Source organism: Gramella sp. AN32 (genome assembly GCF_023718305.1).
Taxonomy (GTDB): Bacteria; Bacteroidota; Bacteroidia; order Flavobacteriales; family Flavobacteriaceae; genus Christiangramia; species Christiangramia antarctica.
Map to the genome: position 1 here is coordinate 50,208 of NZ_QEYO01000006.1, position 22,120 is coordinate 72,327.

20 protein-coding genes are annotated in these 22,120 nt (G+C 36.1%); 10 read left to right on the forward strand and 10 right to left on the reverse strand.

What is annotated here, in order from left to right:
• The first annotated feature begins 67 nt into the window (after positions 1-67).
• A complete protein-coding gene (locus tag DHD80_RS08540; protein WP_251740745.1) occupies positions 68-583 on the forward strand; it encodes a redoxin domain-containing protein in 516 nt (171 codons plus the stop codon).
• Positions 584-616: 33 nt separating this feature from the next.
• On the opposite strand, the gene DHD80_RS08545 is transcribed toward DHD80_RS08540, so the two are convergent.
• Positions 617-940, reverse strand: coding sequence for a YbaB/EbfC family nucleoid-associated protein (locus tag DHD80_RS08545; protein WP_251740746.1), 324 nt, complete (start codon positions 938-940; stop codon positions 617-619).
• A gap of 60 nt (positions 941-1,000) precedes the next feature.
• On the opposite strand from DHD80_RS08545, the gene DHD80_RS08550 reads away from it, so the two are divergent.
• The 3 genes from DHD80_RS08550 to DHD80_RS08560 all read left to right on the forward strand — a co-directional run bounded on the left by DHD80_RS08550 (position 1,001) and on the right by DHD80_RS08560 (position 5,651).
• Positions 1,001-3,124, forward strand: coding sequence for a S9 family peptidase (locus DHD80_RS08550; RefSeq protein ID WP_251740747.1), 2,124 nt, complete (start codon positions 1,001-1,003; stop codon positions 3,122-3,124).
• A gap of 78 nt (positions 3,125-3,202) precedes the next feature.
• A complete protein-coding gene (locus DHD80_RS08555; RefSeq protein ID WP_251740748.1) occupies positions 3,203-4,243 on the forward strand; it encodes a cysteine synthase family protein in 1,041 nt (346 codons plus the stop codon).
• Positions 4,244-4,385: 142 nt separating this feature from the next.
• On the forward strand, positions 4,386-5,651 hold the full coding sequence (locus tag DHD80_RS08560; RefSeq protein WP_251740749.1) for an aminotransferase class I/II-fold pyridoxal phosphate-dependent enzyme: 1,266 nt from the start codon (positions 4,386-4,388) through the stop codon (positions 5,649-5,651).
• A gap of 56 nt (positions 5,652-5,707) precedes the next feature.
• Here the strand turns inward: DHD80_RS08560 and DHD80_RS08565 are convergent, their stop codons facing one another.
• Complete coding sequence (locus tag DHD80_RS08565; protein ID WP_251740750.1) at positions 5,708-6,682, reverse strand: transporter; 975 nt, start codon at positions 6,680-6,682, stop codon at positions 5,708-5,710.
• 108 nt (positions 6,683-6,790) lie between these two features.
• On the opposite strand from DHD80_RS08565, the gene DHD80_RS08570 reads away from it, so the two are divergent.
• The 4 genes from DHD80_RS08570 (at position 6,791) to DHD80_RS08585 (ending at position 12,305) form a co-directional block, all read left to right on the forward strand.
• Positions 6,791-7,069 carry a DUF4834 family protein gene (locus DHD80_RS08570; protein ID WP_251740751.1) on the forward strand — a complete coding sequence of 93 codons (279 nt, stop codon included), beginning with the start codon at positions 6,791-6,793 and terminating at the stop codon, positions 7,067-7,069.
• Positions 7,070-7,136: 67 nt separating this feature from the next.
• Positions 7,137-9,551, forward strand: a complete 2,415-nt coding sequence (locus DHD80_RS08575) for a YfhO family protein (protein ID WP_251740752.1) — start codon at positions 7,137-7,139, stop codon at positions 9,549-9,551.
• 19 nt (positions 9,552-9,570) lie between these two features.
• Complete coding sequence (locus tag DHD80_RS08580; RefSeq protein ID WP_251740753.1) at positions 9,571-10,848, forward strand: glycosyltransferase family 4 protein; 1,278 nt, start codon at positions 9,571-9,573, stop codon at positions 10,846-10,848.
• Complete coding sequence (locus tag DHD80_RS08585) at positions 10,848-12,305, forward strand: polysaccharide biosynthesis C-terminal domain-containing protein (RefSeq protein WP_251740754.1); 1,458 nt, start codon at positions 10,848-10,850, stop codon at positions 12,303-12,305. Before DHD80_RS08580 ends, DHD80_RS08585 begins: the two co-directional genes overlap by 1 nt.
• Positions 12,306-12,391: 86 nt before the next feature.
• Here the strand turns inward: DHD80_RS08585 and DHD80_RS08590 are convergent, their stop codons facing one another.
• Together DHD80_RS08590 and uvrA are read right to left on the reverse strand one after the other, a co-directional pair.
• Complete coding sequence (locus DHD80_RS08590; RefSeq protein WP_251740755.1) at positions 12,392-13,738, reverse strand: hypothetical protein; 1,347 nt, start codon at positions 13,736-13,738, stop codon at positions 12,392-12,394.
• Between the two features lie 304 nt (positions 13,739-14,042).
• Entirely contained in the window at positions 14,043-16,829 is a 2,787-nt protein-coding gene (uvrA, locus tag DHD80_RS08595; protein ID WP_251740907.1) for an excinuclease ABC subunit UvrA, read from the reverse strand.
• Between the two features lie 233 nt (positions 16,830-17,062).
• Here uvrA and DHD80_RS08600 point away from each other — a divergent pair, with 233 nt between their 5' ends.
• Positions 17,063-17,647 (forward strand): sigma-70 family RNA polymerase sigma factor, encoded by a 585-nt coding sequence (locus DHD80_RS08600; protein ID WP_251740756.1) that lies wholly within the window; start codon positions 17,063-17,065, stop codon positions 17,645-17,647.
• 236 nt (positions 17,648-17,883) lie between these two features.
• Here DHD80_RS08600 and nth read toward each other — a convergent pair whose 3' ends face one another.
• Positions 17,884-18,546 (reverse strand): endonuclease III, encoded by a 663-nt coding sequence (gene nth, locus DHD80_RS08605; RefSeq protein ID WP_251740757.1) that lies wholly within the window; start codon positions 18,544-18,546, stop codon positions 17,884-17,886.
• A 32-nt stretch (positions 18,547-18,578) separates the two neighbouring features.
• Here nth and bcp point away from each other — a divergent pair, with 32 nt between their 5' ends.
• A complete protein-coding gene (gene bcp, locus DHD80_RS08610; RefSeq protein ID WP_251740758.1) occupies positions 18,579-19,034 on the forward strand; it encodes a thioredoxin-dependent thiol peroxidase in 456 nt (151 codons plus the stop codon).
• Here the strand turns inward: bcp and DHD80_RS08615 are convergent.
• The 5 genes from DHD80_RS08615 to tsaE form a co-directional block, all read right to left on the reverse strand.
• Positions 19,031-19,414 carry a hypothetical protein gene (locus DHD80_RS08615; RefSeq protein WP_251740759.1) on the reverse strand — a complete coding sequence of 128 codons (384 nt, stop codon included), beginning with the start codon at positions 19,412-19,414 and terminating at the stop codon, positions 19,031-19,033. The two genes, bcp and DHD80_RS08615, sit on opposite strands and share 4 nt — an antisense overlap.
• Positions 19,414-20,619 carry an alanine dehydrogenase gene (locus DHD80_RS08620; protein WP_251740760.1) on the reverse strand — a complete coding sequence of 402 codons (1,206 nt, stop codon included), beginning with the start codon at positions 20,617-20,619 and terminating at the stop codon, positions 19,414-19,416. Before DHD80_RS08620 ends, DHD80_RS08615 begins: the two co-directional genes overlap by 1 nt.
• 57 nt (positions 20,620-20,676) lie before the next feature.
• Positions 20,677-21,279 (reverse strand): hypothetical protein, encoded by a 603-nt coding sequence (locus tag DHD80_RS08625; protein ID WP_251740761.1) that lies wholly within the window; start codon positions 21,277-21,279, stop codon positions 20,677-20,679.
• Positions 21,227-21,373, reverse strand: a complete 147-nt coding sequence (locus tag DHD80_RS08630; protein WP_251740762.1) for a hypothetical protein — start codon at positions 21,371-21,373, stop codon at positions 21,227-21,229. Before DHD80_RS08630 ends, DHD80_RS08625 begins: the two co-directional genes overlap by 53 nt.
• A 282-nt stretch (positions 21,374-21,655) precedes the next feature.
• Complete coding sequence (gene tsaE / locus DHD80_RS08635) at positions 21,656-22,060, reverse strand: tRNA (adenosine(37)-N6)-threonylcarbamoyltransferase complex ATPase subunit type 1 TsaE (RefSeq protein ID WP_251740763.1); 405 nt, start codon at positions 22,058-22,060, stop codon at positions 21,656-21,658.
• Between the last annotated feature and the right edge of the window lie 60 nt (positions 22,061-22,120).

Consider the following 22,120-nt stretch of genomic DNA (forward strand, 5'->3'; position numbering starts at 1 on the left):
TTAACTAAAGATTAGCGTTCAAAATTCAGCTTAAAAAAGGAATACGGGTATTTTTAAAAAAAAATTTATGAAAAATCTGTTACCAGGAAAAGAAGTTCCAAATTTAATCATTCCAACCACCAAAGGCATTGAATATAATTTAGCTGAAAGTATTCCTGAAAATTTCAATCTGGTTATTTTTTATCGCGGACTGCATTGTCCTGTTTGTAAAAAATACCTGGAAGAGCTGAATGAAGAGATCGACGATTTTTACGATCTGGGAGTTAATGTGATTTGTATAAGTGCGAACAATAAAGAACTTGCCTTAAAAACTGTAGAGGAGTGGGATGTTCCCGATATCCATATTGGCTACGGGATGAGTATCGAGGAGGCTCGAAAATGGGACTTATATATTTCAAAAGGAATAAAAGAATCTGAACCCGAATACTTTTTTGAACCGGCATTATTTTTAGTTCGGCCAGATGATACGCTGTATTCAGCAAGTATCCAGAGTATGCCTTTTGCCAGGCCAAAATTTAATGAGCTTAAAAAGTCGATTTCCTTTGTACTTAAAAACGATTATCCAGCTCGGGGAGAATCTTAAAACAACAAAGCCCTGAATTTCAGGGCTTTTTTATTACATAAATCCGTCCAGGCCAGGAATATCCGGCATGCCATCTTTTGCGGCGGCAGCGAGTTCAGTTTCATTGATATCGCCTGCTTTTGCTATGGCTTTGTTAAGAGTAAGTACCAGATAATCTTCCAGTTGCTCTTTATCTTCCAGTAATTCCGGAGCCACACTAATATTTTTAATCTCTCTGCCTGCGGTAATGGTGACTTTTAAAAGTCCGTCACTGGATTGCTCATCAATTAATACGGTTTTTAAACGCTCTTTGGTTGCTTCAACTTTTTCCTGGGCTTCTTTGATCTTATTCATCATACCCATCATATCTCCAAACATAATTTCAATTTTAAATTTCTAACTTCAAATTTAGTAAATTCAGCTTGTAAAAGAATCATTATGAAAAGACTATTAGTAATTTTCCTTGGATGCGTTACCTTTGCCTCCGCTCAAAATAACACAACCTTGAAAAAAGACAATCCGGCGCCGGTAGCAAAAAAAAATCCTCATACACTAGAGAAACATGGAGACATACGAATAGACAATTATTTCTGGATGAACAAGCGGGAAGATCCTGAGGTTATTGATTATCTAAATTCAGAAAATGATTATTATGAGAAGAGCACTGCTCATACTAAGCAATTTCAGGAAGATTTATTTGAAGAGATGAAATCTCGTATTAAAGAGGATGATGAATCTGTTCCTTATAAACTTAACGGGTACTGGTATATCACCAGATTTGAAAAAGGATATGATTATCCAGTTTATAGTAGGAAAAAAGAAATTCTAGATGCTCCCGAAGAAATTTTGTTCAATGTGAATGAAATGGCTGAAGGCTTCGATTATTACAGCCTTGGAGGACTCAATGTATCTTTAAATAATAAATTGATTGCCTTTGGAACCGATACGTTAAGCCGAAGACAATATACCATTAGAATAAAAAATCTTGAAACCGGCGAAATTTTAGAGGAAGAGATCAAAAATACCACGGGAGGTTCAACCTGGGCCAACGATAACAAAACTTTGTATTACACCAAAAAAGATCCGCAAACCCTAAGAAGTTTTAAGGTCTTTAAACATATTCTGGGCACAAATCCGAAAGAAGATCAACTAGTCTATGAGGAAAAAGACGAAACTTTTAATACCTATGTTTATAAATCCAAATCCAGAGCATACATCATCATTGGTTCCAGTAGCACCCTTACTACGGAATATAGATTTTTAGATGCAAATAAGCCTGAAGGGGAATTTCAGGTATTTCAACCAAGACAAAGAGGCCTGGAATATAGTATTGCCCACTTTGAAGGTGATTTTTATATCGTTACCAACAAAGATGAAGCAACCAATTTTAAGCTAATGAAAACTCCGGTGGATAGCACTACAATGGAAAACTGGAAAGATGTCATTCCGCATCGGGAAGATTTCCTTTTGGAGGATATTGATATTTTTAAGGATTATCTGGTAATCACTGAACGAAATAATGGTTTGAATAAAATTAGGATCATAGGTTGGAATGACCAATTGGATTTTTACATTCCGTTCGATAATGAAACCTATACCGCTTTTACTTCCATTAATCCAGATTTTGATACCGATTTGTTGAGGTATACCTATAATAGTATGACCACACCCACTTCAGTGGTTGAATACAACATGAAAACAGGTGATAAAATTATCCTAAAGGAGCAGGAAGTTCTAGGTGATTTTAATAAGAACTTTTATGAGTCTGAAAGGGTCTGGGCTGTGGCTAATGACGGGACATTGATTCCAGTTTCCCTGGTCTACAAGAAAGGTTTGGACAAGACCGGAAAAAATCCCGTTTTACAATATGCTTATGGATCTTATGGTTCCACCATTGATCCTTATTTTTCTTCAGTTAGATTAAGCCTTTTAGATCGCGGTTTCATTTACGCGATCGCACATGTTCGCGGTGGGGAATATTTAGGACGTGGCTGGTATGAAGACGGAAAATTATTTACCAAGAAAAATACATTTACAGATTTTGTAGATGTTTCAGAATATCTGATCAAAGAAAATTATACCTCTCCCGAGCATTTGTATGCTATGGGAGGCTCGGCCGGAGGTCTGCTCATGGGAGCTATTGTAAATATGGCACCACAATTATATAATGGAATAATTGCTTCGGTACCTTTTGTAGATGTAATTACCACGATGCTGGATGACAGTATCCCCTTAACGACTGGAGAGTACGACGAATGGGGAAACCCGAATAATAAGGAATATTATGATTATATGAAAAGTTATTCTCCCTATGATAATATAAAAAAGCAGGATTATCCAAATATGCTTGTAACCACCGGTCTTCATGATTCTCAGGTGCAATATTGGGAACCGGCAAAATGGGTGGCGAAATTAAGAGAATATAAGACAGATAATCACGTTCTTTTATTACATACCAACATGGATACCGGGCATGGCGGGGCATCAGGAAGGTTTGAAGCTTTAAGAGAGGTAGCCGAAGAGTATGCGTTTTTACTAGATTTGGAAGGCATCAAAGAATAATTCAAAATTTTGCCTTAAATTTGACCGGAATTTCAGAAAGTATTATTTCTGATTCATTTTGTAAAAGAAGTTCGACTTATGAGAGAAGACCTGCATGTTTACGATAACATATTGCAATTAATAGGAAAAACCCCTTTGGTTAAGCTGAATAAGATAACTGAAAATTTTAAAGGTGAATTCCTGGCTAAAATTGAAAGTTTTAATCCCGGTCATTCTTCTAAAGATAGGATTGCCCTTTATATTATAGAGCAAGCCGAGAAAAACGGGATTTTAAAACCCGGTAATACTATAGTGGAAACTACTTCTGGTAATACAGGTTTTAGTATTGCCATGGTGAGCATTATCAAAGGTTATAAATGTATCCTTGCGGTAAGTTCAAAATCCTCTAAAGATAAGATCGATATGTTGAAAACCATGGGCGCGAAAGTATTCGTTTGCCCTGCTAATGTTCCGGCAGAAGATCCTAGATCTTATTATCAGGTGGCTAAAAGAATTCATGAAGAAACTGAAGGATCTGTATATATCAATCAGTATTTTAATGAACTTAATATTGAAGCACATTTTCAAAGTACAGGTCCTGAAATTTGGAAACAAACAGAAGGAAAAATAACCCATTTGGTAGCATGCAGTGGAACCGGTGGGACTATCTCTGGTACTTCAAGGTTTCTCAAACAACAAAATCCCGAAATTGAAATAATAGGGATTGACGCTTTTGGTTCAGTTCTGAAAAAATATCACGAAACAAAAGAATTCGATGAAAAGGAAATTTATCCTTACCGAATTGAAGGGCTTGGTAAAAATCTAATACCAGGAGCGACAGATTTTGATTCTATAGATCGTTTTATAAAAGTATCTGATGAAGATGCAGCGCATACTGCACGGGAACTTGCCAATACTGAAGGTATGTTCCTGGGATATACCAGCGGGGCGGCCATGCAGGGGTTAAAACAATTAAATGCAGAAGGAGCTTTTGATGAAAATTCAAAGGTTGTGGTGATATTTCCAGATCACGGTTCGCGATACATGAGCAAGATTTATAGTAATGACTGGATGAACGACCAGGGATTTTTTGATTTTCAAAATGAAGACAAAACTGAAGACATAAAGGCTATCAATTAAAAAATATATTAACATTTATTAACAAAAGCATCCTAATTTTTGTAGGATGCTTTTGTTTTTCATAGATTTCGCATATATAAAGTTGGGGTTGTGAATTCGCGCCAAATTTCAGTATTTTTGCGGTTCCTCTAAAAAATGATCGATGAAGGATTTATTTGATAAGATATATAAGGACAAAGGTCCTTTAGGAAAATGGGCAGAGCAAGCAGAGGGATACTTTGTATTTCCGAAATTAGAAGGGCCTATTTCAAATAAAATGAAATTTCGCGGCAAGGAAGTTATAACCTGGAGCATAAATGATTACCTGGGTCTGGCAAATCACCCGGAAGTTCGAAAAATTGATGCGGAAGCAGCTGCAGAATATGGATCGGCCTACCCAATGGGAGCCAGGATGATGAGTGGTCATACAAGTTTGCATGAAAAACTTCAGGATGAACTGGCTTCTTTCGTGCATAAACAAGCGGCTTATTTATTGAATTTTGGATATCAGGGAATGGTTTCTACCATAGATGCCCTGGTCTCCAAGCAGGATGTGATTGTATATGATGTAGATGCGCATGCATGTATTATCGATGGGGTGCGCTTGCATTTAGGTCAGCGTTTTACCTACAAGCACAACGATATGGAAAGTATCGAAAAAAACCTTCAACGTGCGACTAAAATTGCCGAGCAGACCGGCGGGGGGATTTTACTGATTTCCGAAGGTGTTTTTGGAATGCGTGGGGAACAGGGAAGACTTAGGGAAATTGTTGAACTTAAGAAAAAATATAATTTCAGGTTGTTCGTAGATGATGCTCATGGTTTTGGGACACTGGGAAAAACAGGTGCCGGAGCAGGAGAGGAGCAGGGGGTCCAGGATGAGATCGATGTTTATTTTGCCACCTTTGCTAAGTCTTTGGCAAGTACCGGGGCTTTTATTGCCGGGGACAAAGAAATCATGGATTATCTTAAATATAATTTAAGATCTCAAATGTTCGCAAAATCATTGCAGATGCAATTGGTGGTGGGAGCATTAAAAAGACTTGAAATGTTGCGCACTATGCCAGAGTTGAAAGAAAAACTTTGGGAAAACGTAAATGCTCTACAAAACGGATTAAAAGATCGTGGTTTTGATATTGGCACCACGCAAAGTTGTGTCACACCGGTTTATCTAAAAGGAAGTATTCCTGAAGCAATGGCTTTAGTAAAAGATCTTCGGGAGAATCATGGTATTTTCTGCTCTATTGTAGTGTACCCGGTTATTCCAAAAGGTTTAATTCTTTTAAGAATGATCCCTACGGCAACGCATACCCTGCAAGATGTTGAAGATACTTTGGTTGCTTTTTCAGCAATTAGGGAAAGGCTGGAAAATGGAACCTATAAAAGGCTATCTGCATCTGTTGCTTCAGCAATGGAAAGTAAGTCTTAAGAAATATAATTAGATTAAAAAAAGACCCGCTGTTTCAAAGCCGGTCTTTTTTATTTCTATAGATCACCTTCGCCCTCGTTTTCCTGTTCGTCGCCATCCTGCTGGCTTTCTAATTTTTTGCTTCTTTTACGTCTTTCATTCCCTTCTTTAGATTCCTCCAGGAATTCATCAATTTTATGAAGGTCAAAACGATACGAAACCCCTGCGGCCACTTGCCATCTCGAAGGTGTATCTTTAAAATTTGTTAGTGCAGAAAGGTCAAACTGAAAATTGTTTCCTACCAGGTAAGCTCCACCAGCACGAATAATATCATCAGCATAGATATCGCTAATGATTCCCTGATATTCCCCAAAAAGTGCCAGATGCTCACTTAAACTATGGGTAACGGTAATAATCCCGGTATAGGATCTAAATTCTTCGGAAAGTTTATCAGCAATAAAATTGGTTACTAAAACCCAGCGGCCCCAATTATTCTGGGAAATAATTGCCGCTTTGGGACTATATTTTCCTTCACCGGGATATAAATAGGGATTGTCCCCAAAAGAAAAATTTAATCCAGCATAAAGTGAAATGGCCGGAATTAATTTTTTCCATTTGAAGCGTTGATTTGCCTTCCAGCTATAAAGGTTGGGCTTGTCTTCTTCCAGCGTTTTATAAGGATCGAATATCAAATACTTCGCACCAAAAGTATTAGCTCTAAAATTCCTGTATTTATAGCCGTCTTCGGTTCCTAAAAACTGGAAAGTTGCATCCTGATTTTCAAAAGCACCGGTCAAGCTTAATTCCAAACTTTCAAAGAACAATCCATAACGCAATTGATAATCAACTCCCCAAACATCAACATTAGAATTAAATCCCTTATGTTCTTCATTTCCCAAATAAGCACCCGCCTCTAATTGAATTACATTCGTGCCTACGGCAAAAGCTCCCTGACTCTGCCCGGGACGGTTTGAATTAATAGTTTCGGTATATTGTGCCTGGATGGTATAACTGAAGGTAAGAAAAAGGCTAAGAATGGTTATTTTACGCATATTTTGTAGGCTGTTTGATCTCAAAGATATAAGTTTTATTATAATTTTATTAAGGAAGGTTTTAGTATTCTGAAGCCTTCCTTTATTTTTGTAAAAATCTTTTTAAAGATGAATGAATCTCTTTACGCTGTTTTAAAAACGGTTTTTATTATTCTTCTGGTATATTTTGGTTTTAAAATCTTCATTCGATTTTTTGGACCCTTGATTCTCAAATATTTTATGAAAAAAGTTGGGAAGAAGTTTGAACAGCAGTTTAATCAGCAATTTGGAGGATTTTCTCAAAATCAGCAGAAAAAGGAAAAAGTTAGCATAGATAAAAAGCCCAAATCCAATCCTTCAGGCGATAAAAAAGTGGGAGAATATATCGATTACGAAGAAATTGATTAATTTCGGATTTTGACTTCAATATTTAAGCTTGAAGCAACTTATCCAAATAAATTAAAAAGTTCTTTTAATGGCTCTACTAAAGCGCTTTCTTCCGCATCTCTTAGTCCTTCTGGGTTTTGTGGTTCTTTCACTTTTTTACTTTAGTCCTGTATTAAAAGGAAAAGAAATTTTCCAAAGTGATATCGCCCAATATATTGGAATGTCTCATGAACAATCTGAATTTCGTGATGCTACCGGCGAAGAACCCTATTGGACAGACGCTGCATTTGGCGGTATGCCTACCTTTCAATTAGGAGCTTATTATCCTCATAATTATATTAAAAAACTCGATTCGGTTTTGCGGTTTTTACCGCGACCGGCAGATTATCTCTTTTTATATTTTATTGGCTTTTACATTCTGCTATTATGCATGAAAGTTGACTATAAGTTAGCTTTTATAGGAGCTTTAGCATTTGGGTTTTCAACATATTTCATTGTCATTCTTGGAGTTGGCCATAACGCAAAAGCGCATGCCATTGCTTATATGCCTATGGTGCTCGCAGGAATAATTTCAGTCTTTAGGAACAGGAATATCTGGTCATTTCTATTACTTACTGTGGCCATGGCCCTGGAAATACAGGCAAATCATTTCCAGATGACTTATTATTTGTTGCTGCTGGTAATTATTTTGGGCATAGCTTATCTTATTGATGGTATTCAAAAAAACAGGTTACCAAACTATTTTAAGTCCCTGGGGCTCATGGTTGTTGCAGTGCTTATTGCAGTTGCGGCAAATGCTACCTTATTGCTGGCTACCCAGGAATATACGGCACATTCCACTAGAGGTACAACAGGCATTAGCATACAGCCTGATGGAAGTGAAAAACCCGAAGCAGGCCTTTCTTATGATTATATTACCACGTATAGTTATGGGATTATGGAAAGTTTTGATCTTTTTATTCCCCGTTTTATGGGTGGGGGAAGTGGAGAAAATGTGGGCAAAGATTCAGAAACCTATAAGGCTATTCTAAAAATGGGAGCATCGCCCGTCCAGGCATTGGATTTTGCTAAAGGCGCTCCAACTTATTGGGGTGAACAGCCCATCGTTGCTGCACCGGCTTATATTGGCGCCAGTGTATTATTCCTTTTTGTTTTTGCAATTTTCCTGATTAGAGGTCGGTTAAAATGGTGGATTCTAGGTGCCAGCATTTTGGCACTTTTACTAAGTTGGGGTAAGAATTTTGCCGTTCTCACGGAACTGTTTATTGACTTCGTTCCGCTTTATAACAAGTTTCGGGCGGTTTCTTCCATCCAGGTGATCATCGAATTATGTGTTCCCATTTTGGCAATTTTTGGGTTATATAAATTATTTAATCCTAAAGTAAAAGAAGAAGAAAAGTTGTATGCACTCAAATGGAGCGGCATTATCGCAGGAGGCCTTTGTTTATTTTTCCTATTATTTAAATCTGTTCTTTTTGATTTTTCGGGAATGAGGGATGCGATGTACCGGGAACAACTGGGAATGGACTTAATGCGTGCCATTAAGGAAGATAGAAAAGCAATGTTCACCAATGATGTATTAAGATCTTTATTGTTTGTGGGCCTTGGTGTGGGATTGATCTGGGCGGCGATTAAGAATAAACTGAATAGAAACCTGGTTATAGCCGGTTTTGGAATTCTATTTTTGGTAGATCTACTTCCCGTGAATTTTAGGTATGTAAATGAAGATGATTTCGTGCAATCACGACAGGTAAATCAGCCATTTCAGGCCACTGCTGCCGATACTCAAATTATGCAGGATACCAGTCATTATCGGGTTTTCGATTTAAGTGGGGATCCTTTTAATACCTCCCGAACTTCCTATTTTCATAATGCCTTAGGAGGTTATCACGCAGCGAAACCCGGCAGGATTCAGGATTTATATGATTTCTATATTTCGCAGAATAATATTAAAATATTGAACATGTTGAATGTAAAATATTTTATAGTTCCTACGGAAGAAGGATTACAGGTGCAGCAAAATCCGGATGCTTTTGGAAATGCCTGGTTTGTGGAAAGGATTGAATTTGTAAATTCAGCCAATGAAGAGATCCTCCAGCTTAAAGATGCAGATCTTAAAAATAGCGCGGTGGTGAATAAAGAATTTTCAGAAGCAATAGATCAATCCTTTAAATTCGATCCTTCAGCAACAATCGAACTTATAGAACAACAACCAAATCTATTAAAATATAAAACTACCGCTCAAAATGCCCAATTTGCCATATTTTCTGAAATGTATTACCAGCCAGGCTGGAATGCTTATATAGATGGCAAACCTGTGGAACATGTGCGGGCCAATTATACTTTAAGGGCAATGAATATACCTGCCGGAAAACATGAGGTCGTTTTTAAATTTGAACCGGTAGTTATCCAAACGGGTAGCAGTATTACTTTGGCCAGCTCTATATTAATAGGTTTGTTGTTTCTGGGAGCGATTGCGTTTGAAATAAAGCGCCGAAAATAATTTGTTTGAAACCCGCTTCATGAAAAAAGCACTTATCATTACCTATTACTGGCCACCTGCAGGTGGACCGGGAGTGCAACGTTGGCTGAAATTTGTAAAATATCTACCGGACTTTGACATTGAACCGGTGGTATTTATTCCTGAAAATCCCGATTATCCCATTATGGATAAATCCCTGGAATCTGAAATTTCACCAAAATTAAAGATCATTAAAAACCCGATTTTCGAACCTTATAAGATCGCTTCATTTTTTTCAAAAAAAGAAACCAAAACAATAAGTTCAGGCCTTATCGCTGAAGAAAAAAAACAGGGATTTCTTCAGAAACTGCTGCTTTTTATCCGTGGAAATTTTTTTATTCCCGATGCCCGAAAATTCTGGGTTAAACCTTCCGTTGATAAAATTTCAGACTTATTAGAGGTGGAAAAATTTGATGTTGTTATCACCACGGGACCGCCACATAGTGTGCACCTAATTGGTTTGCAATTAAAAAAAATACATGGCATCAACTGGATTGCAGATTTCAGGGATCCCTGGACCAATATTGGGTATCACTCTAAATTGAAATTACTGAAATTTGCTCGTAGAAAGCACAAGCAATTAGAGCAGGAAGTTTTGGATAAAGCCGATCAACTCCTGGTTACCAGTTTCCAAACCCAAGAAGAATTTAGGTCAAAAACCACCACGCCGGTGGCTTTGATAACGAATGGTTATGATTCTGAAATTTTTCCAAAAAAAAGAAGGTCGGAAAAATTCAAAATTTCGCATATTGGATCTTTACTATCTGGACGAAATCCTGAAAATCTGTGGAAGGCCATTTCAGAATTAATTCATGAAAATAAGGATTTTAAAGAGCAGGTTTCTATAGAACTTGCTGGTAGGGTGAGTGAAGAAGTAATTCGTTCGATAATAGATTTCAACCTCTTCGATTATTTAAATTCTTATGGTTATTTAAGCCATAAGCAGGCTGTGGAGCTTCAACGAGCATCTGATATTTTATTGTTGCTGGAGATAAATTCAGTAGAAACTAAAGGAATTATTCCGGGGAAAATATTTGAATATCTGGCGGCTCAAAATCCCATTTTAGCAATAGGGCCGCGAAATTGGGATGTGAATAAAATTGTTTCTGAAACAAAAGCGGGACAGGTTTTTCAATATAATGAGAAAGAGGAGATCAAGCACTTTATTTTATCTCATTTTGAAGGTATAAATATTTCAGAGAATTCACATCCAAAAATTGAAGAATATCATCGAAAGCGTCTTACGAGAAGACTTTCAGAATTAATTAAAAGTTTTTAATGGGGATCATTATTAACCAATCGCTAAAAAACATGGTCACTACCTATATTGGGTTTGGCATTGGCGCGATTAATACCTTATTTCTCTTTACTTATTTTTTATCCCAGGAGTACTATGGGTTGGTCAGCTTTCTATTATCTGCAGCAAATTTAATTTGGCCCTTTCTCGTTTTTGGGGTTCATTCTACGCTCATAAAATTTTTCACCTCGTATAAAACAAGAGGGGAACAGGATCGATTATTAAATTTTATTCTTTTAGCCCCAGCGGTTGCCGGAGTTGTGATAGGATTATTTGGACTTATTTTTTACGGTCAATTGCTTAATTATTTCCAGGGAGAAAATGAATTAGTTCAGCCCTATATATGGCTCATCTTTGTAATAGCCCTGAGTACCGCCTATTTTGAAGTCTTCTTTTCCTGGTCCAAGATTTACTATAAAAGTGTATTTGGAAACTTTATGAAAGAAGTTTTCCAAAGGTTTTGTATTACAGTCTTGCTCCTTTTAGTTTTTTATAAGATTATTTCTGTAGAATGGTTTATTTATTTGATGAGTGCAACTTTTGTTATTCGAATGCTCATCATGGCTCTGTATGCTTTCTCCCTTCATCGACCTAAATTTAAATTACAATTTCCGGCGAACCTTTCTTCAGTTTTAAAATACAGTGCCCTGATCCTTATAGCAGCTTCGGTAGCAACAGCTTTATTAGATCTGGATAAAGTGATGATTGAATATTATTTGCCCATTGAGAATGTGGCGATCTATGGAATCGCTGTGTATATCGCTACCGTAATATCAGTACCACAAAAGGCCATGCACCAGATCACCAATCCTATGACCGCAGAAATGTTGAATAAAAAGGATAAAATAGGATTGGAAGGGATTTATAAGAAGAGTTCTTTGAACTTATTGATCGTAAGCGGAATAATTTTTATCTGGATCATCACCAATGTTGATGCATTATATGAATTGATCCCAGATAATTATTCTTTAAGTATTTTAGTCATTTTACTGATTTCCCTAGTAAAGCTTTTTGATAATATTCTCGGGAATAATAACAGCATTTTATTTAATTCAGACTATTACAGGTTAGTGCTCGGGATAGGAGTTATTCTGGTAATTATAGCTTTTATACTTAATATATTGCTTATTCCTAAGTACGGTATTGAAGGTGCAGCGATCGCCAGTTTTATCGCTTTTTTCCTGTATAATGGGATTAAAATTTATATCGTTCAGAAGAAATTTAAAATCCAGCCTTTTAGTTTATCAACTTTATGGAGCTTAATAATCATTGGCTTCTTTACAGGAGCGTTTTATTTCTGGAACTTTCCAATTCATCCTATCCTTGATATACTCCTGAAAGTTGTAATAGCAGGACTTCTATATATCCTAATCTTTTATAAGCTCAGAATTTCTGAAGATATTAATTCGATGATATATAAACTTATCGGGAGGCGTTAAAATGGGAAAACCCCTTTGCCTTGGGAGCTTCAGGGGTTTTCCAACTAACCAACCAAAAAATTAAATTATGAATTTATCATCATAAATTATATATTCATATTCCGTGCCGAACTTCCAGATCTTGAAGTATTATTTGTAGATTTTCCTCGAGAATTTGCTTTTGTTTCACTTGTTCTGGTTGAAGAACTTCTTTGTGAAGGTGAATTTGTTCGAATACTTTTATTATTGCCTGAACTTCTCTGATTACTCGTATTAGTTCTTGTACTCATTCTATTGGGTACTGAAGAGCGTTGAGTTGTTGCTGCTTTATTTGTCCTGGTAGAAGTCATATTTTGCGACCTTTCACTAGAAGTACTTCTTTGAGGAGTTCTTACAGCTTTATAACTATTTTTTTCTACAGAAGTAGAAGGCCTGGCGGTAGATAAATTATTGCTGCTTCTATTTGTAAGAGAAGAATTTCTTCCTGTAACTTCTGAACTTCTACCAACAGTTTTTTTAGTTTCATTACGATTTTGCAAAGTTCGGTTAGACGTAGATCTTCCTGAAGCATTAGTGCTGCTTTCAGTTCTTGACTGTATTACCTGTCCGCGGCTATTTTGAGGGCTTTGGCTCCTGCCCGTAGTAATCCTATCTGAATAGGCTCTATTTTGATTCGCACTTCTAGCTGATAAATGCCGTTGGGAAGCCATATTGTTTTCAGCTACGCCTCTACGAGTATTACTATAATTCTGGCGACTGTCAACATATTTTGTTTTAGTTCTCTCGCCATAATTATAATGATCTACAGTTTGGGATGGGCGATAAAAATTTCTATTCCGTTTACCCGTAACATAATAATTGTTGTAGATATTCACATGTTCGTGATAGCTCATTCTATATGGGGCATAATATGCCCGGTAAGGTCTGCCGAAAACTATACTTACGTTTACCTGAGGTCTGCGGTAATAGTCATGCCATGGTCTATAAACATAAGCTCTGTTATAACTATTTATAAAACCAGTTTGGTGGGTAAAATGATTAAAACGGTCATAGTGAACACGCATCCTGCCTACATTGGTGACATAACCTAAGCTATTGTATCCAATAAGAATATCACCGGCCTGGACAATTCTTCCATAAAAATCATAATAAACAGGAACCGTTTCAATTTGAATCACGGCACCATAATCATCATATTGCACGTACGGCTCATAGTTGTATCCAGAATTATAACTGATATTTACATTAGGGGAAGCGATATGAACTGAATTTCCTCTTCTAAAATCAGGATTAAAGTAAAAATCAAACTCACCATTAGGATAAATAGCGAATTCAACCCCTCCTTCAACGAAAATAAAAGAATCTGAATAATTGGGGGTTAGTGTAGATGCTACGGATGCCTTTACTGACAAGCCTAAAAAGATAGCGGCAATAATTAAAGTCAGTTTTTTCATGATTTCGAAGTATTTAGTTAAAGAACTTTTTAAACCAGATACAAAGCACGTGCCAAATTCTAAAAATCGAAAATGGTAGGAAATATCTTAGATGTAAAATTGAAAGGTTATTTAATATGCACAAAAACTTCAGGAGACTGCTTCGTCCACTTCGTTCCCTCGCAGTGACATTATAGATTGTTATTGCGAGAGCAACGAAGCAATCTCATAAAACAGTTAATTAACATGATAAATGTAATTCCTGAAAGTATTGGGGTGGCGAAACAATAATTATAATAAAAAACATCTTTCCATAGAAACGCTATTAAAGTTTCTGTTTTAAATAAGGCGCGGTAAACGACTTTTTATTTTTGGCCACTTCTTCAGGAGTTCCAGTTACGATTACATGGCCTCCGGTTTCCCCTCCTTCAAGGCCAAGGTCAATGATATAATCAGCACATTTTACCAAATCCATATTGTGTTCAATAACAATCACGGTATGGCCTTGTTTGATCAATGCTTCCAATGACTTCAGGAGTTTTTTGATATCATGAAAATGCAAACCGGTGGTTGGCTCATCAAAAATGAACAGGGATTTATTTTTGTTAGCACCTTTCACTAAAAATGAAGCGAGCTTTATTCTTTGTGCTTCACCTCCTGAAAGAGTGGAGGAACTCTGTCCCAATTGAACATAACCTAAACCAACATCTCTTAAAGGTTTTAATTTCCTTACAATTTTATCCTGACTATGATCTTCAAAAAATTTAGTAGCATCGTCAATAGTCATATTTAAAACATCATCGATGTTTCTCTCGTGAAAAGTTACCTCAAGAACTTCTTTTTTAAACCTTTTTCCTTTACAGGTTTCACATTCCAGATGAACATCTGCCATAAATTGCATCTCGATGGTCACTTCACCTTCTCCCTTACAGGTCTCACAGCGTCCGCCATCTACATTAAATGAAAAATGTTTTGATTTGAACCCGCGTATTTTAGATAATCTTTGAGAGGCAAATAAATTCCGAATATCATCATATGCCTTGATATAAGTAACCGGATTGGATCGTGAAGACCTGCCTATAGGATTTTGATCTATATATTCTACTGAACTTATCGTACTAAAATTTCCTTCAATGGAACTAAATTGACCGGCTTTTTCACCATATCCTCCAATTTCCTTCTGCATTGCAGGGTAAAGAATTTTTTTAACCAGGGTAGATTTCCCACTTCCGGATACACCCGTAATTGCAGTAAACACACCAAGGGGAAATTCAACGTCAATATTTTTAAGGTTGTTTTCCCGGGCACCTGTGATCAAAATTTTATTTTTTGAAATCCTTCTTTTTTCAGGGACTTCAATTTTTAAATTACCATTTAGATAACCTGCAGTTAAGGAATCAGATTTTAAAATATCTTTGAGCGTTCCTACCGCAACAACATGTCCCCCATTGGTTCCAGCTTCGGGACCAATATCAATAATTTCATCAGCAGCATTCATAATTTCTTCATCATGCTCCACAACGATTACCGTATTGCCCAGATCGCGTAAATGCTCCAGGACACCAATTAGTTTTTCGGTGTCTTTTGGGTGCAATCCTATAGATGGCTCATCTAAAATATACATGGAACCTACCAAACTACTGCCTAAAGAGGTTGCCAAATTTATTCTTTGGGATTCACCTCCGGAAAGGGAATTAGATTTCCTGTTCAGCGTTAAATAATCTAAACCTACATTCGATAAGAATTGAAGGCGATTACTTATTTCGGTTAGTAATCTTTTACCAATTTGGGCATCATATTCATTTAATTTCAAATTGCTAAAAAATTCGCGGACTTTATCGATGGGTTTTTCAACCAGATCTGTAATGCTGTGATCAGCAATTTTTACATATTCAGTTTCAGGTCGCAATCTTTTTCCTTTACACAGCGTACATCTGGTTTTACCGCGATAACGTGATAGCATCACACGATTTTGAATTTTATAAGCTTTACTTTCCAGAAATTCAAAAAACTGGTTGAGACCTTCAAAATATTGGTTTCCATTCCAAATGAGATCTTTCTGTTCCTGGGTTAACTGAAAATAAGGTTTATGGACAGGAAAATCGAATTTGTGCGAATTTTTGATCAATTGATCTTTATACCAGCTCATGCTTTCCCCACGCCACGGGAAAATTGCATTTTCATAAACCGAAAGTCCTGTATTTGGGATCACCAGGTCTTCATCTATTCCTATCACATCCCCATAACCTTCACATTTTGGGCATGCCCCATAAGGATTATTAAAGCTGAATAGATGAACATTTGGTTCCACAAAGAGGATCCCGTCCAATTCAAATTTATTGCTGAAATGTTGCGAAGAATTATCGCTTAACTTTTCAATATATAATTCGCCTTTACCTTCAAAAAAAGCAGCTTCGATAGCATCGGCCAAACGATTATAAAAATCCTCATCATCATTTGTAATAATCCTGTCTATGACAAGTGAAACATCATCGGCTTTTAATTTCTTAAGATCTGTTTCATCAATTCGAACTACCTTCTTACCAACCTTGATTCTACTATAACCTTGCTGGGCCAGCACATTTATTTTGTTATCAAGCTTTCTTCCTTCTTCAAGATGAATAGGCGCCAGCAATAGTAATTTTTCCCTTTCAGGAAATTGCTTCACATAATTAATTACATCTGTAGTGCTATCTTTTTTCACCTGTCTACCTGAAACGGGGGAGTAGGTTTTACCAATTCTGGCAAAAAGCAACTTTAGATAATCGTAAATTTCAGTAGATGTTCCTACAGTTGAACGTGGGTTAGTAGAATTTACTTTTTGCTCAATAGCTATCGCCGGGGCAATACCTTTTATATAATCTACTTTCGGCTTATCAAGTCTGCCCAGGAATTGACGTGCATATGAACTAAGACTTTCAACGTATCGCCTTTGACCTTCTGCGTATAATGTGTCAAAAGCAAGGCTGGATTTCCCAGAACCTGATAAACCAGTAATAACTACTAATTTATTTCTGGGAATTACCACATCTATATTTTTAAGGTTGTGCAATTTTGCACCCTTGATGATAATATTCTTTTTTGGATCTATTTTTGAAATATCTACCGGCATGTTCATTTTTGCTAAAACCGCAAAGATACTCATTCTAAAGGGGTATTTAAAGCAAGCGAATTCCTATTGTAATGTTAAAAATTTAAATTTTTATTTGTATTAGTTAATATTATTCTCCTATATTTGAGCCAATCTACTAAAAATCATTGCCTATACAGCACAGTTACTTTTTTAGAAACCTAAATATCTAACCCTCAGGAAATCCCAATCTCCTGAAATAAAAAGTAACTGTTATGAACAACACAAAGGTAACTGATGCTACTCTTGTTCGCGATTATCTAGATGGAAACGAAAATGCACTTGGTGCATTAATAAATCGTCACGAACATAGAATTTACAGTTTTATTTATTCCAAAGTATTCAATAAAGATATCGCAGAAGATATTTTTCAGGATACATTTATTAAAGTCATTCGCACTCTAAAGAGAGGAAAATATAATGAAGAGGGGAAGTTCTTACCCTGGGTGATGCGAATCTCTCATAATTTAGTAATAGATCACTTCCGAAGAAATAAAAGAATGCCAAAATTTGATAATAGTGGCGATTTTAATATTTTTTCAGTTTTAAGTGATGGCTCATTAAATGCTGAAAAGCAACTTATAAAGGATCAGATCGAGCAGGATGTTCAGGAACTTATTAAAGAATTGCCCGAAGATCAACTGGAAGTGCTTACTATGAGAATATATAAAGACATGAGTTTCAAGGAGATATCTGAAAGAACTGGTGTGAGTATCAATACAGCACTTGGCAGAATGCGTTATGCCTTAATCAATCTTCGTAAGATCATCGAAAAACGCAACTTAATTTTAACAAATTAAATAAACAATATCCCCAGTTTTGTTGCGTTAATTTTATAACAATTAACAAATAAACCACATGGGGAAAATTTACTTTAAAAAATCTTCGAAAGAAGAAACTTTCAATCAATTGAGACCTAAAAAAGAGACTATAGAGTTTCTTTTGAATTATTCAAAAGCGCTGCAAGTAACAAAGTTTAGAAGTATGCAGTTTGATACGCTGCTGAATTGATTTAAAAAAGACCTGATTGCCAAAATCAGGTCTTTTTTACTTTTTCCAGATATTCTTTGATTACAGATTTTCTTCCAATTGTTTTGGTAATAGTATCTTTTTCCAGATCCCAAGCCCTTGCTGGCGAAAATTGCCTTCCATACCATATAATTTGAAGATGGAGTTTGTTCCATTTCTCCTTAGGAAATAAACGCTTTGCATCTCTTTCTGTCTGCACTACATTTTTACCATTACTTAAATTCCAGCGATACATGAGCCGATGGATATGTGTATCTACAGGAAAGGCTGGTACATTAAATGCCTGGGACATCACCACACTGGCAGTTTTATGGCCCACCGCCGGGAAAGATTCTAAAGCTTCAAAACTTTGAGGCACCTGTCCATTATATTTTTCAATTAAAATTTTTGAAAGCCCATGAATCCCTTTGGATTTCATAGGTGATAAACCAACCGGTTTAATGATATCCCTGATTTCTTCTACGGAAAGTTGAACCATTTTATAAGGATCGTCAGCAATTTCAAACAGGATAGGAGTGATTTGATTTACCTTAACATCTGTACTCTGTGCAGAAAGTAACACGGCTATTAAAAGTGTATAAGGATCTTTATGATCAAGGGGGATAGGAACTTCAGGATATATTTTTTCCAATGTCGTAATTACGAAGTGAACCTTTTCCTGTTTGGTCATAAACCTTTAAATTTACTGTAAAAGTAAGAATTATGACAACATTGAAAAAAGGGGATAAAGCTCCCGAATTTAATTCAGTAGATCAGGATGGGAACGAAGCAAAATTAACCGATTACAAGGGGAAAAAACTAGTGATGTTTTTTTATCCAAAGGCCAGCACTCCTGGTTGTACCGTAGAAGCCTGTAATTTAAACGAAAACAAAGAGAGTCTTAAGAAAAGAGGTTATGAAATTCTTGGAGTAAGTGCCGATTCTCAAAAAAGACAACAAAACTTCAGAAATAAATACGAACTGGATTATCCTCTTTTGGCAGATGAAGAAAAGGAAGTAATAAACGCGTATGGCGTGTGGGGCCCAAAGAAATTTATGGGAAAAGAATATGACGGCATCCACCGTACTACTTTTCTAATTGATGAAAATGGTAAAATTGAAGAAGTGATTCAAAAAGTAACAACGAAAGATCACGCAGCACAAATCTTAGGTTCTTAGTGTGAGTTATCAATTTCGGCTTTTAAAATCACTGCTGTACTATCGCAATTTTTAATGGTTAGAAGAAGTAGCGGGTTATCTTTAGACTTTCCTGAAACCTTATAGATATTACAGGGTTTAGCTTCAGTATCACTTTCGCTAAAGTCCACATTTCCGTTTTCAAGAATTTCTGAAACTGCAGCAGTATCAATAGATTTTGAATTAAAAAAACGTAAACTTTCATCAGAAAAAGATCGTTCCTTAATGCGAATATTTTTAAGTACCCTGGCTGTGGGACTATAATCGCAGGAAGTTCTTTTTCCGCCTAGAAAAAAGATGAGAATTACAATACCAAAAAAAAGTCCGAGACCATAATAACCCAGGCGATGAACAAATTTCATTAATTAAAAATAAGAAGATTAATATCTCTATATGAAAGATTAAACCAATCGGCAATACTTTTGTTGGTTAAAATTCCGTGGTAAAAATACAATCCATTTCTTAGACCTTTGTCAAATCTTAGTGTATTTTCCAAACCACCTTCCTCGGCAATATGTAAAAGGTATGGCGTAAAAATATTGCTGATGGATAGGGAAGAGGTTCTCGCATAACGAGAAGGGATATTGGGAACACAATAGTGAATCACTTCGTGCTTTGTAAATATAGGATCGTCATGTGAAGTAATTTCACTGGTTTCTACACAACCACCCATATCTATACTAACATCAATTACTACCGCGCCTTTTTTCATGGACTGCACCAGCTCTTCTGAAATCAACACCGGTGATCTGTCCTTTCCACGGACCGCGCCAATTAGAACATCACAGCGTTTCAACGCTTTCGATAAATTTTTAGGCTGAATGGTACTCGTATAAAAAGTGCTTTTAAGGTTTGACTGAATGTGCCTTAGTTTGGTAAGCGAACTATCAAAAACTTTAACGCTGGCCCCTAAACCAATGGCTGATCTTGCCGCGAATTCTCCAACTGTACCAGCACCAATAATCACTACTTCAACTGGAGGAACACCACTAATATTTCCAAACATAAGGCCATTTCCTTTAGTATTATTGCTCATTATCTCCGAAGCAATTAATACAGAGGCGGTACCGGCAATTTCACTTAAAGCTTTTACTATAGGATAGCTTCCATCATCGTCTTTGATGAACTCAAAGCCCAGAGCGGTAATCCTTTTTTCGGCCAATTTTTCGAAGTACTCTTTGCACTGCGTTTTTATTTGTAAAGCCGAAATTAGGATAGATTGTGGATTCATCATCTCCAATTCTTCTATGGATGGGGGTTCTATTTTGAGGATCATGGGACAGCCCCATATTTTTTTTGTCTCGTTAGTGATTTGAGCCCCGGCATCGGAATAGTCCTTATCGCCAAATCTAGCCCATTTTCCGGCGCCAGATTCGATCATCACTCTATGGCCATGAGCAGTAATTGCGGCGACAGCATCTGGGCTTAAGCAAATTCTCTTTTCCTGATAAGCAGTTTCTTTGGGGATTCCAATAAAGAGCTCTCCTTTCTTTTTCGAAATTTCTAATGTTTCTTCCTGAGGTAGTAATTGCTCTTTGGTAAAAGGGGATATCTGCTGTTTCGCCATCGGTTGATAGGTTAAAACAGTTAAATTACAATTAAATTAATAAAGTAAAAAAGAGAATTAAAGCTTACGGTAATATTCTTCTAAGATGGCATTTCCAGAATATGAATCTTCATCAAAATTTTCATTTTCCTGAAAATGTTTAAATTCTTTCCTATCGTTATCAGAAAGATCATTAAATACTGAAACTTCGGTTTCATCCAACTCTGAAAGATCTATTCCATACACACGGTCAAAGATTTTAATCCTTATCAAGTAAACGATTGATAGAATAACAATAAAAAAAGGAGCTAGATAAATAAGCTGATCAATATCCATGAATTTTGTTTCGAGATATACATCTTGATAAAATAATATTACTATTTGAAAAGAATACATTGCTATTGGTATCAGTATTACATGATACCACCAATGTTTACAGGTAAAAAACCAAATTAACAATAAAAATAGAGGAGTAACCTTACCCAAGTATGTCCAAGCGGCGGTTAATACATTTTCATAATATTTACTTTCATAGGTAAAAAAAGAATTTTCCCAAACAGGAGTGCTTGGGAAAATTTCATATAAATAAAATATATATGGTGAAAAAGCGATGCAAACCGCAACAATACTACCCAGCAGCAGGGACTTTGATTGTAGTTTTATCGACTGCTTGTTTTTCAATTTTATTATTATTGTTATCTTCGCTAGAAGTCGAAGTTACAAAAAAACTTGCTCCAAAAATAGCTGCGGCGAATAATATTGCTTTAATTTTCATCTTTATTTAGATTTTAAGATTGGTATTCCGTTTTGTTTCTGTTACAAACATATAACAACCTTAAATCCTGTGCTTTACTACATTAATCGTATCTTTGCACCTTTTTTTAAGCCAAAATTTTGGCAAAAAAGCACAATTCATTTTATAGATATGTTAGCTTAAATTTATCTATAAATCGTTTAATGAAATGAAATCATAAAATTTCATTTTATAAAGAAACCGAAAAGTAATAAAATTCTTACAAATATTCTTTCAACCTTATTTGACGTTTAAATGAAATTGTTAACAAAACTTTAACATTCTTTCTTCACTTGACATGACTTTTATGATCAATTTTTGGGTGTTTTCCCCCATTAAGTTTTTGATCTTCTCTGGCCATTCAATTAAAATCCAATTATCAGAATCCAAGTAATCCTCAATCCCAATATCTAAAGCTTCAGATTCATCATTTAACCGGTATAGGTCGAAATGGTAAACTGAACCCTCATCTGAATCGTAATGGTTAACTAGTGAAAACGTGGGACTGGAGGTAGCGCCTGTAACGCCTAGTGCTTTGACCAACTCTTTTATTAGAGTAGTTTTGCCTGCACCCATTTCACCGTAGAAAAGCAAAGTTTTGCTTTTAGTATTTTCAAGTATAAACTTGACGGCTGTATCCAGTTCTCGAAGTTTGTAGGTTAACTCCATATTCAATATGTCAGATTCGGGATGGTAAATATATATAAAAATATCTACAAACCGCTACAA